Raw genomic sequence first — 15,102 nt, 5'->3', positions numbered from 1 at the left:
CCATGGGCAAGGAATACGAGGCCGCCTTCGAAACCACCGTCCCGGCCGGCCCCGACCAGATCTGGGCCGCGATCACCACCGGCGCCGGCATCTCCTCCTGGTACCTCGGACGCACGGAAATCACCGGCTCGACCGTGCACACCGCCTTCGGCGAGACACAGTTCCCGCCGTCCGAGATCACCACCGACGACCCGCCCCGCCACTTCGCCCACCGCACCGGCGCCACCCCCGACGGCCGCTTCCAGGCCTTCGAGTTCCTCATCGAGGGCCGCGACCACTCGGCCACCGTCCTGCGCGCCGCCACCAGCGGCTTCCTGCCCGGCGACGACTGGGCCGACGAGTTCGAGGCGATGGGCCACGGCCTCGAACTGTTCCATGCCACCCTCGTCCAATACCTCAACCACTTCACCGGCCGCACCGGCACACCCGTGACCGCGTTCGGCCCGCCCATCGACGACTGGCCCGCCGCGTGGGCCGCCCTGCACGACGCCCTCGGCCTCAGCGCCTCCCCCAAGCCCGGCGACACCACCAGCGACGGCGGCGAGGTCTTCCACGTCAACCCGCACACCCTTGGATTCCGTACGCCGCAAGGCCTGTTCCGCTACCTCCGCGGCTTCGGCGGCTCGATGATCGCCGCGCACGTCGTCTTCCCGCCCGCCGACACCGGCGCCGGCCCGGCCCTCATCCTGGTCGACGGCAGCCTGTGCCACCGCGACTTCGGCCCCGCCCGCAGCCTCGCCGCCGCCCTGGCCGACACGTTCACCGTCCACCTCTACGACCGGCGCGGCCGCGGCGCCAGCGGCAACACGCAACCGTGGTCCCCGGCCCGCGAGATCGACGACCTGGCCGCCCTGCTCCAGGCGGCCGGCGGCCAGGCCCACCTGTTCGGAGCCTCCTCCGGCGCAGTCCTCGCCGCCGACGCCGCCAACCGCCTGCCCGGCTTCACCCGCCTCGCCCTCTACGAGCCACCGTTCATCGTCGACGACACCCGGCCTGCCCGCCCGGCCACGTTCACCCCCGGCATCGAAGCCATGCTCGCCCGCGGCGACGAACCCGCCGCCCTCAAGACCTTCTTCCGCGACGTCGGCGTGCCCGCCCCCGTCCTGACGATCATGAAACTCACCCCCGCCTGGAAGAAACTCAAGGGCCTGGCCCCCACCCTCCCGTACGACCTGCGCATCCTCGGCGACACCAGCCGCGGCGTGCCCCTGGACAAGTCACGCTGGTCCGCCGTGACCGCCCCCGCACTGGTCCTGGACGGCGGCAAGAGCCCCCAATACATGCGCAACGCCGCCCGGGCGCTGAGCGAGGTACTGCCCCAGGGCGAATACCGCACCCTGCCCGGCCAGACCCACATCATCAAGGCCGCCGCCCTGGCCCCCGCCGTCAAGCAGTACCTGGCCGGATGAGCCACCCTGCAGGCCACCGGTAAGTTACGGCCGTGACGACACCGGCCTCCCTGTGGTCCTTCACCCTCGTCGTGGGCCTGCTCACGCTCACCCCCGGCCTCGACACCGCCCTGATCCTGCGCACGGCCACCCTCCAGTCGGCCCGCAGCGCCTGGGGCGTGGTCCTCGGCATCCAGACCGGCACCCTCGCCTGGGGCGTGCTCGCCTCGGCCGGAATCAGCGCGCTGCTCCTCGCCTCCCACATCGCCTACGAGCTGGTCCGCTGGGCCGGCGTCGCCTACCTGCTATGGATGGGCGCCCGCATGCTCCTCGCCACCTGGCGCCGCGACCCCGCCACCCCCACGGCCGAGCCCACCACCGACGACCGCACCGGCTTCCTCCCCGGCTGGCGCCGCGGCCTGCTCACCAACCTGCTGAACCCCAAGATGGGCGCCTTCTACGTAGCCCTGCTCCCCCAGTTCATCCCCGCAGGCGCCGGCCCACTGCTCTACGGCATCCTGCTCGCCGGCGTCCACGTGCTGCTCGGCCTGGCCTGGTCCACAGTCCTCGTCACCGCCGCCCGCCGCCTGCGCGACCTGCTCCGCCGCCCCCGCGCCCGCCGCCTGCTCGACCGCATCACGGGCCTGGTCATCGTCGGCTTCGGAGTCCGCTTGGCCACCGAAACCCGCTGACCCGCTCATCACCACCGCGCTGACCCCGCTCAGTGCTACCGCAATGGCCGCCTGTCTCCACCCGCGCTGACTCCGCTCATTGCCACCGCGCTGACCGCTTGTTTCCCCGCGCTGATCCCGCTTGTCGCCACCGCGCGGACCACTCGCGCGACCGACATGCGGACCCGGCCCGTAGCGGCCGCCCGCCCCCTTCCACCGCTCGGCCCCGCACCTTGCCGCACTTCAACGGCCGAGCTTCGTTTCGTGGGCGCGCCCCCGGCAAGGCGCGTGCCTTCGCCGGAGGGGTTGACGGGCGCATCCGGCGAACCCTCGCGCCGCGTCCGGGCTCAACCGGCCCGCGGGATTGCCAACCACCCGGCCACGTGCCCGGTCCAAGGCTGACGTCGTGCGAAGGCGAGGGCAAAAACTGATCGCTGTTGATTCCTTTTTGATTTTCGGATTTCGACCACGGTGGGACGGCGCACGTCCGCTAGAGCATCCTAGGATGTTTCCTGCCCGGCCGGTGACCCTGCCCGGCCGGTGACCCTGCCCGGCCGGTGACCCTGCCCGGCCGGTGACCCTGCCCGGCCGGTGACCCTGCCCGGCCGGTGGGTCGACGGGGACGCGGCGTCGCCTGCCGTCCTTGCCCGGCCGAAACACTGCCGGACCGAACACTGCGCAGCGTGACACGAACAGGGATCACCGGGTGGGGATCGTCGGTCCGAACGGTGCGGGCAAGCGGTCGGGGCCACAGAGCGGTTGCAGGAGCGGGCCGGCGGCGGCCATTGAGTCCAGGCGCTTCGCCGTCTGGGCTGCACGAGCGGGCAGCCATGAGCCCAGCCAGTCCGCCGGTGTGGTTACCGGTCGACGGCGGAGCCAAGAGCCGGCCAACAACGGCAGACCAGGGCGAACAGACCAGACCTCGTGTCGTGGCGGGGAAAAGCCGCAACGCACGCCTAGGGTTCGGAGCGATGAACGAGAACGACGTCACGACCGAGACCCGGCCCTGCGCGCACTGTGGACGCCCGGTGCCGCAACGCAACTCCGCCGGGCGGCCCTTCCGGTACTGCCGGGACAACGACGGGGAATGTCAGCGGGCCTCGCGCAACGTTCGCATGCGGCATCGGTCCTCGCCGGGGCTGGCCGGGCAGGTGGCCCGCACCTGGGAGGTGGTGGACCGGCTCGATCAGCTGGTCGGGGCGCTGAGCGAGGCCCTGCACTCGGAGCTTTCGCCCACCGGGGTGGAGCGGCAGGTGGCCGAGATCCGGGCCGAGACGTCGGGGCAGATCGCGGCCGCGCACACCGAGCGTGATGACGCTCGTCGTGACGCGGAGCGTTCGGCGTCGGAGACGGCCACGGCGCAGCAGCTTGCCGCGGCCGCCGAGGCGGAGCGGGACGAGGCCGTGCACCGGGCCGAGGAGTCGGCGCGCGCGGCCCAGAACGCGGCCGCCCGGGCCGAGGAGGCGCAGACCGCCCGCGAGGAGGCGCAGCGGGAGGCGACGGCCGCGGCGGCGCTGCGGGAACGGGCGGAGGCGGACCGGGACGCGGCCCGCGACGAGCTGGCCAGGGCCCGGACCGAGATCACCGACGTACGGCGGGATCGTGAGGCGACCGAGCGGGAGCTGGCGTCGGCCCTGCGGGAAGCGGAGACGATCGCCGCCCGCGGTGAGGAGCTGCGCCGGGAACGCGACGCCGCCCAGCAGGAGGCACGCAAGAGCCGGGAAGACGCGCAGAAGCACCGGGCCGAAGCCGAGCAGGCCCGGTCGGAGCGCGAGGACGTCGAGAAGACCCTCCAGGGTGTACGCCGTGACACCGCGGCCGAGATCGACCGGATCAGCCGCTCGCTCGACCAGGCGGTGTCCGAACGGGACGGGCTGCTGCGCACGCGCGAGGAGCTGGAACGCGCCGTCCGCGATCGGGCCGACCTGGAACGCCGGTTGGCCGCCGCGCAGGCCGAGGCCGACGCCGCCCACGCCCGCGCCGCGCAGTTGTCGTCGCAGGTCAGCGACCTCGCCTCGGCCCTGGCCAGCCTGGGCACCCCCCGCCCTCCGGCCCAGCCCGGCCCGGCGGGCAGCCGCGCCGGCAACGAAGCCCCGCAGCGGGAGGGCGAAGTCCGGACCTGAGCGGGATTCACCCTGTCGGGCGACCGTCCACATCAACCCCTGGTGGGATTCCGCCGCGCCCGCAGCCCGGTACATTGCTCGGCATCCTGGCAGCGGAGTTCTGGAGGTGCGGGCGTGCTGGTGCCACGAGGCGGGCGGTTCACGGTGCTCGTCGCGCTCGTCGCGACAGTGGCCGCCGGGTGCACGGCCGACCGGCCCGCCGAGCCGTCGCCCACGCCGGCCGCGGCGGTTGCGCACGCGACCGCTCCCCCGCCGCCGGCCGACGCCGTGCGCGCCTTTCCGCTCGATCGGTTCATGTTGAAGCCGGCCGAGGCCAACGATCTCGACGTGGTCTCCGACCGGCTCACCGCGGCCTGCATGCGGCGCTTCGGGCAGCCGTGGCCGGGCAACTCCGGCAACGAGTTCGACCTGCTGCGCGACCGGGTCAACCGGTTCGGCCTGGCCGACGAGGGCCTCGCGTCGAGCTTCGGCTACGACTGGGACGCCGAGATCCCGGCCGACCCGCAGCAGCGCCGCTATCTCGAGGGGAGCGCCCCGGCCGTCCGCGGGCTTCCGCCGGGCGGCTGCTCCGGCGAGTCGGCCCGCAGCCTGGGCTGGGCGCCCGCCGAGTTCACCTGGCTCGAGCGGCTCAACGAACAGACCCTCCAGCAGGCGTACGCCGACCCGCGCGCGACCGCCGTCACGGCCGGCTGGAGCGCCTGCATGGCCAAGGCCGGTTTCCCGTACGCCCGACCGGCCGACGCCGCGTCCGATGCCCGCTGGAACGGCTCTGGAGCGCCGTCAGCGGACGAGAAGCGTGTCGCCCTGGCCGACGTACGGTGCAAGCAGCAGGTCGCCTTCTCCGGCCAGCTGAGCGCAGTGCTCGCCGAGAAGCAGGCCCAGGCCGTCGCGGCCAACCGGGCCCGGCTCGACGGGTTCCGCCGCATGGCCGTCCGCGCGGTGTCCCGGGCCGACGCGTTGCGCGGCGATCACCAGTCAGCTCCGGCAGACAGCCAGGAGACGCCCCTGCCGCCCGGCAACTGGCGGACGGAAGGCAAGCCGGCCTGATCGAGCAGCAGGGGCGAAGACCGACACCCGGCGGCGGAGCGGGGCGGGGCAAAGAGCGGCGACGGGCGGTGGCGAAGAGCGGCAGCGGGCGGTGGCGGGCGGTGGCGAAGAGCGGCACCCGGCGGCGGAGACCACGGACCGGCATCGGACGGCGGAGGGAGAAACCGGCTTGATCCAAGGGGATAGATTGGTGGCGTGTGGGCATAGAAAGCTCAGGTTCGGCGCCCGGCGGACGAACAATGCTCGACGAGAAGCCGAACAGGGTGGCGAAATGTGGGATTACTCGACCGAGTGACCCAGATCGCACCACGTGAAGAACTCGCAAAGGCCGTAAAGTGGACCAAGGTCCACTTCGGTAGGGGTTCACGGTGCCGGGTAAGGGCCGCGGGCGGTTACGCTCGTAGCGTTAACACTGCCGTCACAACGGCAGGACAGAGTCTCGGCGACCGTAGGAATCCGACGGCCGCCCCTTTCGTTACATCAACGAGAGCAGCACCACGAGCGAGGGGAAGCCACCATGGGCGAACGCATGCTGCGCGGCAGCCGTCTTGGCGCAGTCAGCTACGAGTCCGACCGCAACACCGAGCTGGCGCCCCGGCAGACCCGAGAGTACCTGTGCGTGAAGGGTCACCAGTTCGAGGTGCCGTTTGCCGTCGACGCCGAGGTGCCCACCACCTGGGAGTGCAAGTTCGACGGCAGCGTCGCCCGTCTGGTCGACGGTAATGAGCCGGAGCAGAAGAAGGCCAAGCCGCCGCGTACCCACTGGGACATGCTCCTCGAGCGGCGATCGATCTCGGAGCTGGAGGACATCCTCAACGAGCGGCTCCAGGAGGTCCGGACCCGCCGGGGCCGCTGACCCAGGTCGAAACAGCAACACGAAAGGCCGTCCCCGATCCCCGGGGGCGGCCTTTCGTCGTCTGATGCCGGCGGGCTAGCGGAGAACCTCGCCCTCCACCACTTCGCCTTCGATGGCGGCCGCGGGGGTGCGCTGCGCGGGCCGGCGGGGCTCCTCGTCGATCACGACGACCGGGTCGCCGGTGTCGACGCGCACGTGCCGGGCCCCGAACAGGTCACCGGCCATCGCCCCGCCCACGCGGCGCTCGGTGTAGCGCTCCATCTGCCGGCGGGCGAGCTGACGGCCCGGGGGCAGCACCAGCAGCAGACCGGCCACGGCGCTGACGAACCCGGGAACGGCCAGCAGCAGCGCGCCGAGCAGGCCGACCAGCGAGTTGGACACCTGCGGGCCGGGTGGGCGGCCCTCGGCCGCGGCGGCCTGAAAGCGGCGCCAGCCCTTGATGCCCTCACGGCGCAGCAGCGCCATGCCGGCGATCGAGGCGGCGGCGCCCAGCAGCACCGTCCAGCCGAACCCGATGGCGTGGGCCAGCGAGATGAACACGACGATCTCGACGACCGCCAGCAATGACAGCCCCAGTGGCAGCAGGGCAAGGCCTCGACGACGCATGCGGTCCCTCCGTGTCAATCGACCTCAAGCATGACACGCCCTGTCCTGGTCACGGCCAGGTCGAACCCTCGGCCGCCCGCTTGCCGAAGCGTTTGCGGACCGCGTCACGACGGGCCTGCACCCCCCACAACGTGACCCTGAGCAGCTGTTCCTTGAAAATGTTGCCGCTCATCTTGCTGACGCCGTGTTCGCGCTCGGTGAACGTGATCGGCACCTCGGCGATCCGGAAGCCCGCCTGGTAGGCCCGCCAGGCCAGCTCGACCTGGAACGAGTAGCCGGTCGAGGCCACCGTCTCGAAGTTGATGTCGTCGAGGACCTGCATCCGGTACGCCCGGTAGCCGCCGGTCGCGTCGCGGAAGGGCATGCGCAGCGCCATCCGGATGTAGATGTTGCCGCCGCGGGAGAGCAGCAGCCGGTGCACCGGCCAGTTGTGCACGCTGCCGCCGGGGATGTAGCGGGTGCCGAGCACGGCGTCGGTGTCGCCGAGGGCGTCGAGCAGCTTGGGCAGTTCCTCGGGGGCGTGCGAGCCGTCGGCGTCCATCTCGACGACCGCGTCGTATCCCTTGTTCTTGGCCCAGGCGAAGCCGGCCTTGTACGCCGCCCCGAGCCCTTCCTTGCCCGCGCGGTGCAGGACGAAGACGTGGTCGTCGGCCTCGGACAGCTCGTCGGCGATCCGGCCGGTGCCGTCGGGCGAGTTGTCGTCGGCGACCAGGATGTCCACCGCGGGAACCGCGCGGCGGACCCGCTCGGTGATCAGGCGGATGTTGTCCGCCTCGTTGTAGGTCGGGATCACCACCAGGACCCGTCCCACCCCCGGGTAGCCTTCCGCCTCGCTCACCGTGCCTCCGAAATCCCGTCGTCGCCGGCCGCAGGGCCGACCTGTGTCGTGACGCGCCGGCGGCGACGCAGTGGTAGCGCACCGGCCAGGGCGAGGACCGCCAGAGCGACCATCGCCACCTCGGGCCAATGGCCCAAACGAGTCGCCAGCGTAGTCGTTCCCCCGAGGCGCATGTCACGCACCATCACCGCACCGACGTTGAAGCCGCTCTCGTCGTGAATCTGACCGGCTGTGCCGACGAACCCGGACACCCCGACGGTGGACGCCATCAGGGCTTCCCGGCCGTGCTCGACCGCGCGCAGCCGCACCATGGCGAGCTGCTGGCGGGCCTCGGCCTCGTTGAAGGTCGCGTTGTTGGTCTGCACCGCGAACACCTGCGCCCCGGCAGTCACAGTGTCGCGGACGATGTCGTCGTAAGCCACCTCGAAGCAGATGACGTCGCCGACGGTCACCGCGCCGGTGCGCACGATGCCCGTACGGTCGCCGGCGAGCATGTTGCGGACGAGGTCGACCCGGTCGGTCACCATCCGGGCGACCGAGCGCAGCGGCACGTACTCGGCGAACGGCACCGGGTGCTGCTTGACGTAGATCTGCTCGCGGTCCGGACCGGAGACCGGGTTCCACAGAATGCCGGCGTTCTTGATGTCGCCCGGCTTGTCGGTGCGCAGCACGGTGCCGACCAGGATCGGCGCCTTGACCACGTCGGCCGCCCGCGAGATGACCGACGCGGCGTCGGAGTTGCGCAGCGGGTCGATGTCGCTGGAGTTCTCGGGCCAGATCACGATGTCGGGCTGTTTCTGCCGGCCCGCGGCGACCTCGCCCGCGAGCTTCTCGGTGGCCGTGGCGTGGTTGTCGAGCACGGCGCGGCGCTGAGCGTTGAAGTCGAGGCCCAGGCGCGGCACGTTGCCCTGCACGATGGCCACGGTCGCGGTCTCGCCGCCCGGCTGATAGATCGGCACCAGCAGCGGGCCGGCGACCAGCGCGGCGATAGCCACCGCGAAGCCGATCACCGCGATCGGGCGCCGGGACCGCCAGTCGCGCCAGGCCAGCGCGACCAGGGCACCCCCGGCGGCGGCGACAGCGAAGGTGACCAGGGGCGCGCCCCCGTACGCGGCCAGGCGCAGCGCGGGCCCGTCGTCCTGGCTGAAGGCGAGCCGCCCCCACGGGAAGCCGCCGAACGGGGCCCGGTCGCGGGCCGCCTCGTGGGCCACCCACAGCAGCCCGGCCAGCAGCGGCCACAGCGCCCGCCACCGGTCGGTCAGCGGCGACACCCAGGCACTGGCCAGCCCCAGCAGCCCCATGTAGACCGCCTGGGCCAGCGACAGCAGGATCCAGGGCAGCCACCCGGCGCCGATCGTCGTCCACCACAGCAGCGGCACATAAAGCACCAGGCCGGCAAGGAAACCGAGCCCGAACGCCCGGCGCAGCCGCCGCCGGTGGGTGGCCGCGGCCAGCAGCGCCACGCCCACCGGGGAGAGCCACCACAGCCCGTAGGGAGGCAGGGCGAGAAGCAGCGCCACGCCCGCGAGCAGGGCCATCGGCAGGGCGGCCGCACGGCTCAGCGGACGCGGCCCCGAGTCGGCCGTGACCTGCGGTGCGGCGGGGGGCTGCAACGTCATTTCCACCCGCGAGAGGCTACCTGGCGGCCGGCCGCCACAAACGGACAGTGCGGGCGGACGCCCGCATCGAAACCAGAACGATTCTCAGGGTAGAACAGGGAAGAGGCGCGGCCCGCACAGGCCGCGCCTCTTCCAGTGCTTCCACGTCTCCCGGGCACGGCCGGTGGGCCGTACGGATGTCGCGATCGCCTTCGGACCGGCGTGCTCCGCGCCGGCTGCGCGGGTCACGCCGTTGTCTACTGGCGCCGTTCGATCCTCGAGCCCACCGCGGGCGCGACCGGTCCGCGCCGCCCCGCCGACCCCCACCCCCTGGACCTGGCTGAACGCGCGACCCCTGCGAGGACTGCGGGCCAGTGGGCGGAGGAACGAAGCGAACAGCGTCGCTCGCCGTGCTCAGGATTGGACGACGGTACGTCCGTCCCCCGCCGTCCTGTCAACCACCACCCACGCTTCCGGGCGTGTCGCGTTGTTCGGCGTGTCATGCCGTGTACCCGTTCGGGCTACAGGCTGTTCACCAGCGCCGCCGCGGCCTGACGATGATCAATGGACAACAGCCCGGCCGCGGCCAGCACGTAGCGCGAGTCGATCACCGTCCGGGCCCGGGACGGGGCCGCCCAGCCCCCGGCATGATCGGACAGGACCGCGTCCAGCACATACGCCCCGCCGCCGTGCCGCAGCACCCCGCCCGAGCCGACCACGAGCCGGACGTCGCGGAGGTCGCGCCCGCCCGTGCGGGGCTGACCAGGAGCGGACGCGTGACCGCGGGCATGCCGACGCAGCGCCACCGTGGCGGCGGCCGCGGCTAACTGAACGTCACCCGGAGGCTGTCCGGACTCCGGTAGTGCCAACTTCTCGGCGGCCGCGGCCGCGCGGGTCCCCTCGGCCCCGACGGCGACACCGAGATCACCCTCGACCGTCCGCGACCGCCACAGCGTGCCCGCCACGTCGCGCCGCGGCCCCGACTCGGCTTCGGCGTCGGGCACCAGCGCCGAGTAGACGTCGGTGGTGGCCCCGCCGACGTCGACGACCAGCACGCCGGAGCCCGTCAGGTCGGCCAGCAGCTCCACCCCGGCCAGAACGGCGTCCGGGGTGGCCGCGCGCACGAGCGAGGCGAACCGCGGGCCCCGCGAGAGTCGCTTGCCGCCGATCACGTGCCGCAGGAAGACCGAGCGGATCGCGGCCCGCGCCGGCGCCGGGTCGAGCACACCGATGCGCGGCAGCACGTTGCCCGTCACGGTCACCGGCACTCGGCGTTCGGTCAGCCGGGCCGCGGCCTCGTCGCGGACGTCGGCGTTGCCCGCCACCACGACCGGCACCCGCAGGCGCGAGGTGGCCAGCCGGCCGGCGTTGTGCAGCAGCACCTCGCCGTCGCCGCCGTCGGTGCCGCCCACGAGCAGGATCACATCCGGCCGCGACCCGCGCAGCGCCGTGACGCCGCGGCCGTCCAGGGGCCCGGCCGCCACGTGCACCACCCGGGCGCCCGCCGACAGACCGACCCGGTGCCCGGCCTCGGCCGTGACCAGCGATTCGTAGCCGACCACGGCCAGCCGCAGCCCACCGCCGGCCGACGAGCACACATACAGCTCGCCGCCACCGCCGACGGCCTCGACCGCCTGATCAAGACCGGTCAGCACGTCGCTGTCCGACGTCGTCGGTACCTCGGCCCGGCGCACCAGCACCCCGGCGTCGAGGTCGATCAGGGCGGCCTTCGTGTACGTCGACCCGACATCCACGCACACCGCGGTGCTCACGGCCGGGCCCGCCGTCGGCTGCTCATGCCGGCGGCGGTACGACAACCGTGCCCGTGGCGGTCACGGCGACGATCGGCTCCTCGAGAACGGCCGCGGCCGACCCTCCGGTGCCCCGGCACACCACCCGTGACTCGAACGCGATCGTCCGCGACCGGGTGCCCATCCGCACCACGGTGGCCACGATCTCGAGCACGTCCCCGGCCTGCACCGGCGCCTTGAACTGCACGTCGTCGTACGAGGCGAACAGCCCCTCGTCACCGTCGAGCCGGATGCACACCTCGGTGGCGACGTCGCCGAACAGGCCGAGCGAATACGCCCCGTCGACCAGGTTGCCCGCGTAGTGCGCGTGCGAATACGGGACATAGCGGCGATGGGTCACGGTGATCACGAGCGGCTCCCGACGAGGGCGTGGACGAGGTACGAGGCGACTTCGCGCGGCGTGGTCCCGCGCGTGAAGATCCGGTCGACGCCGAGCTCGGCGGTCATCAGCTCGTCGAAGCGCGGGCCGCCGACGATCAGAAGCGGACGTTTCCCGGCCGGCAGGGCCTCCCGGAAGGCGGCCGACATGGCCCGGGTGTTCTGCAGATGCGCGTCCCGCTGGGTGACGACCTGCGAGACGAGCACGGCGTCGGCCTTGCGCTCGCGGGCGGTCTCGACCAGATCCGGCACCGACACCTGGGCGCCCATGTTCGTCACCGACAGCTCGCTGTAGTACTCCAGGCCCTTCTCCCCCGCGATGCCCTTGAGGTTCAGGATCGCGTCGATGCCGACCGTGTGCGCGTCGGTGCCGATGCAGGCGCCGACCACGTTGAGCCGCCGCCGCAGCCCCCGCTTGATGGCCGCGTTGACCTCCTTGGCGCTCAGCAGCGGAAAGTCACGCTCGACGATCTGCACCTTGTCGGTGTCGACGAGATGGCTGACCTTGCCGTAGACGACGAAGAAGGTGAACCCGTCCCCCATCGGCTTGGCGTGCACGAGCAGGGCCGGATCCATGCCCATCTTGTTGGCCAGCTGGATCGCGGCGCCCTCGGCCCGCTTGTCGTGCGGCACGGGCAGGGTGAACGACAGCTGGACCATGCCGTCGCCGGTGGTGTCCCCGTACGGGCGAACGATGCTCACTGTTCCAGAGCCTCCGTGACCGGGTTGTAGTAGTCCGCTTCGTGCCGGGCGACGCCGTCGAGGCCCTTGCCCCGGTCGGCCGGGCGCTTCATGATCCCGAACGTGCCGTCGGCGATGGCGTCCAGCAGCGAGTCACCGACGATCTTCTCGAGCAGGTCGACGGCCTCGCCCAGCACCGCGTGGGCGCGCTGCTGGATGAAGCCGCCCGCCGCCGGGACGAAATCCTCGTGCAGCTTGCCGGCGCCGGTCAGCACGTAGCGCACGTTCTGCAGGGCGATGTCGCGGTCGGACAGCCACGGGGTGACCACGGCCTCGGTCATCATGCCCACGAGCAGGATGCCCTGCCCGGTAAGCGCGCCGGCCAGGTTGAAGAACCCGTCGAGCAGGTTGCCGCGGAACACGTCGCCGGTCATGTGCTTGGTCGGCGGCATCCACTTCAGCGGCGCCTCCGGGAACAGCTCGCGGGCCAGCAGCGCGTGCGCCAGCTCGAGCCGGAACGACTCCGGCAGCTCCGGATTGATCTCGAAGGCGTGCCCGAGGCCGAGCTGCCAGTCCTCGAGCCCCGCCTCGTGCGCGAAGAACTCGTTGAGCAGCTGCGACACCGTCACCGTATGGGCCGCCTCGACCGCGTCGGCCGTCGTCAGATAGTTGTCCTCGCCGGTGTTGATGATGATGCCCGCCCGCGCGTGCACCTGCCGGGAGAACCGCTGGTCGACAAACGTCCGGATCGGATTGATGTCGCGGAACAGGATGCCGTACATGGAGTCGTTGAGCATCATGTCCAGCCGCTCCATGCCGGCCAGGGCGGCGATCTCGGGCATGCACAGCCCCGACGCGTAGTTGGTCAGCCGCACGTACCGGCCGAGCTCCTTGGACGTCTCGTCCAGGGCCGCCCGCATCAGCCGGAAGTTCTCCTGGGTGGCGTACGTGCCGGCGAAACCCTCCCGGGTGGCCCCCTCGGGCACATAGTCGAGCAGCGACTGACCGGTCGAGCGGATCACCGCGATCACGTCGGCGCCGGCCCGCGCGGCCGCCTGCGCCTGCGGGATGTCCTCGTAGATGTCGCCGGTGGCCACGATCAGATAGATCCACGGCCGCTGCGCCGGATCGCCGTACCGCTTGATCATCCGGTCCCGTTCGGCCCGCCGCCGGTCCACGATCCGCAGACCGGCGCCGGTCGCCTTCTTGGCCGCCCGCCGGGCCGCGGCCGCCTCGCCCCGCACCGGGACCTCGAAGCGGACCGCGCCCGCGGCGGCCTTCTGCGCCAGGACGGTGATGTCGTCGACCCCGGCGCTGCGCATCGCGTGGAACACCGGAACGGCGACGCCGTGCCCCAGCCCGGTGTCGGCCCGCACGGCGTCGACCAGCCGGTTCACCCAGGGAATGCCGTCGGGGTCGGCCCCGTGCACCCCGGCCAGCCGCAGCACCGCCCGCTCCACCGACACGGTGGTGTGCGAACGGGCCAGATCGACCACCGGCTGCCCCGCCTTGGCCGCGAGCCGGCGCGCCGTGCGCACCACCCGCGGGTCCAGATCAAGCTTCCCCGCCACCCCTGCTCCTCTTCACGCCTCGTAGATCGTTTCGCCGTCCCGGACCGTCCGGCGGCACACCGGCCGGGCCGGCACCACCCCGTCGACGCCGGGCAGCAGATCGGGCAGACCATCCCGTACGCCACCCAGGGTGTCCCACACCGCGAACGACGCCGACTGACCCGGGGCCAGCACGCCCGCGTCGTCGACCAGGGCGGCCTTCCACCCGCCGCGCGTCGAGGCGGCGAACGCCGCCCGCACGCTCATCCGGTAGACCGGGTTGCGCGGGGCCGCGGCCGCCACCACGACCGCCCACGGGTCCAGCGCCGTCACCGGCGAGTCCGACCCGAACGCCAAAGCCACCCCGGTGGCGTGCATGGCGCCGATCGGGTTCGTCGCCATCGCCCGCTCGACGCCCAGTCGCTGCGCGTACATCCGCTCGGGCCCGCCCCACAACGCGTCGAAGACCGGCTGCACCGAGGCGATCACCCCGAACTCGACCATCCGCGCGATCATCGCCTTGTCGATCAGCTCGACGTGCTCGATCCGGTGCCGGCCCTGCCGCACGGCGTCCACCCCGACCGACTTGGCGGCCAGCGCGAACCCTTCCAGAACGGTCGCGATGGCGGCGTCGCCGATCGCGTGGAAACCGCCCTGCACGCCGACCGTGACGCAGTCGAGCAGGTGCTCGGCGGCCTGCTCGGCGGTCACGAACGCCTGCCCGCAGCCGCCGTGCCCGTCCCGGAACGGCTCCCGGACGCTGGCCGTGCGGGAACCGAGCGCGCCGTCGGCGTACAGGTCGCCCGCCGCCCCCACCGCGCCCAGCTCCTTGGCCTTCAGCGCGCCACCCAGCTCACCCCAGTAACCGAACACCCGGGGCAGCCCCTGCCCGCTCAGCCGCAGCACCGAGGTCAGATCGGCCTCGCTGGACGTGCCGGGACCGCCGCACTCGTGCACGGCGGCGATGCCCAGCGACGCGGCCCGGGCCAGCGCGGCCCGCTGCGCCGCGGTGCGCTGCTCCGGGCTCAGATCGTTGAGGGCCAGGGCCCGTACGGCGTGGTGGTCCTCCTCCTTGACCAGGCTCTCGCCGGCGGGCAGACCGGCCGCGGCGAGCAGAGCCGGCGACGCCAGAGCCGAGTGCACCGACGCCTGCGACAGATAGACCCGGCGGCCCCCGGCGGCCCGGTCCAGCTCGGCCGCACTCGGCAACTCCTGGTCGGCCCAGGTCGACTCGTCCCAGCCGTGGCCGTGCACGACACTGCCCGCCGGCCGGGTCGCGGCGAAGGCGGCCACGGCGTCGAGAAGCTCGCCGCGGGACCGGACGGCGGCCAGGTCGAGACCGTCGATGGCCAGGCCGGTGTCGGTGGCGTGCAGGTGCGCGTCGACGAACGCCGGGGTGACCAGAGCGTTGTCGAGGCCGACGGTCCGGTCGGCGGCGGGGGCGTCGGCGGAGTCGCCGAGCCAGACGATCCGGCCGTCGCGGACCAGCATGGCGGTGGCCCGCGGGTCGGCGGCGGAATAGAAGCGGCCGTGGGTGTAGAGGACCTCAGTCATG

At 72.6% G+C, this 15,102-nt stretch carries 13 protein-coding genes; 5 read left to right on the top strand and 8 right to left on the bottom strand.

The genetic code is table 11. The features are described 5' to 3' along the window. Positions 1-2 precede the first annotated feature (2 nt). From ACZ3I4_RS18635 to ACZ3I4_RS18615, 5 genes are all read left to right on the top strand, one after another. On the top strand, positions 3-1,409 hold the full coding sequence (locus ACZ3I4_RS18635; RefSeq protein ID WP_465383184.1) for an alpha/beta fold hydrolase: 1,407 nt from the start codon (positions 3-5) through the stop codon (positions 1,407-1,409). 32 nt (positions 1,410-1,441) lie between these two features. Next, on the top strand, positions 1,442-2,080 hold the full coding sequence (locus ACZ3I4_RS18630) for a LysE family translocator (protein ID WP_465383183.1): 639 nt from the start codon (positions 1,442-1,444) through the stop codon (positions 2,078-2,080). Positions 2,081-3,030: 950 nt separating this feature from the next. Further along, positions 3,031-4,182, top strand: coding sequence for a coiled-coil domain-containing protein (locus ACZ3I4_RS18625; RefSeq protein WP_465383182.1), 1,152 nt, complete (start codon positions 3,031-3,033; stop codon positions 4,180-4,182). Positions 4,183-4,296: 114 nt separating this feature from the next. Continuing rightward, on the top strand, positions 4,297-5,229 hold the full coding sequence (locus tag ACZ3I4_RS18620; RefSeq protein WP_465383181.1) for a hypothetical protein: 933 nt from the start codon (positions 4,297-4,299) through the stop codon (positions 5,227-5,229). A gap of 517 nt (positions 5,230-5,746) precedes the next feature. Continuing rightward, complete coding sequence (locus tag ACZ3I4_RS18615; protein ID WP_133877974.1) at positions 5,747-6,085, top strand: RNA polymerase-binding protein RbpA; 339 nt, start codon at positions 5,747-5,749, stop codon at positions 6,083-6,085. A 75-nt stretch (positions 6,086-6,160) separates the two neighbouring features. Here the strand turns inward: ACZ3I4_RS18615 and ACZ3I4_RS18610 are convergent, their stop codons facing one another. The 8 genes from ACZ3I4_RS18610 to ACZ3I4_RS18575 all read right to left on the bottom strand — a co-directional run bounded on the left by ACZ3I4_RS18610 (position 6,161) and on the right by ACZ3I4_RS18575 (position 15,101). Next, positions 6,161-6,691: an FxsA family protein gene (locus tag ACZ3I4_RS18610; RefSeq protein ID WP_465383180.1), complete on the bottom strand. Its 531-nt coding sequence runs from the start codon at positions 6,689-6,691 to the stop codon at positions 6,161-6,163. Between the two features lie 49 nt (positions 6,692-6,740). Continuing rightward, positions 6,741-7,529 (bottom strand): polyprenol monophosphomannose synthase, encoded by a 789-nt coding sequence (locus tag ACZ3I4_RS18605; protein ID WP_465383179.1) that lies wholly within the window; start codon positions 7,527-7,529, stop codon positions 6,741-6,743. Continuing rightward, positions 7,526-9,148, bottom strand: a complete 1,623-nt coding sequence (gene lnt / locus ACZ3I4_RS18600) for an apolipoprotein N-acyltransferase (protein WP_465383457.1) — start codon at positions 9,146-9,148, stop codon at positions 7,526-7,528. The genes ACZ3I4_RS18605 and lnt overlap by 4 nt, the downstream gene beginning before the upstream one ends. Positions 9,149-9,648: 500 nt before the next feature. Next, the gene (locus ACZ3I4_RS18595; RefSeq protein WP_465383178.1) at positions 9,649-10,899 is read right to left on the bottom strand and encodes a glutamate mutase L; all 1,251 of its coding nucleotides are present in this window, start codon (positions 10,897-10,899) and stop codon (positions 9,649-9,651) included. Between the two features lie 22 nt (positions 10,900-10,921). After that, positions 10,922-11,287 carry a 3-aminobutyryl-CoA ammonia lyase gene (gene kal / locus ACZ3I4_RS18590; protein ID WP_465383177.1) on the bottom strand — a complete coding sequence of 122 codons (366 nt, stop codon included), beginning with the start codon at positions 11,285-11,287 and terminating at the stop codon, positions 10,922-10,924. Further along, complete coding sequence (kamE, locus tag ACZ3I4_RS18585) at positions 11,284-12,018, bottom strand: lysine 5,6-aminomutase subunit beta (RefSeq protein WP_465383176.1); 735 nt, start codon at positions 12,016-12,018, stop codon at positions 11,284-11,286. Before kamE ends, kal begins: the two co-directional genes overlap by 4 nt. Continuing rightward, positions 12,015-13,568 carry a lysine 5,6-aminomutase subunit alpha gene (gene kamD, locus ACZ3I4_RS18580; RefSeq protein WP_465383175.1) on the bottom strand — a complete coding sequence of 518 codons (1,554 nt, stop codon included), beginning with the start codon at positions 13,566-13,568 and terminating at the stop codon, positions 12,015-12,017. The genes kamE and kamD overlap by 4 nt, the downstream gene beginning before the upstream one ends. A 12-nt stretch (positions 13,569-13,580) precedes the next feature. Beyond that, on the bottom strand, positions 13,581-15,101 hold the full coding sequence (locus ACZ3I4_RS18575; protein ID WP_465383174.1) for an amidohydrolase: 1,521 nt from the start codon (positions 15,099-15,101) through the stop codon (positions 13,581-13,583). Between the last annotated feature and the right edge of the window lies 1 nt (position 15,102).

The organism is Actinoplanes sp. NPDC021490, from assembly GCF_055562135.1.
This window is presented reverse-complemented; position numbering and strand designations above follow the sequence as displayed.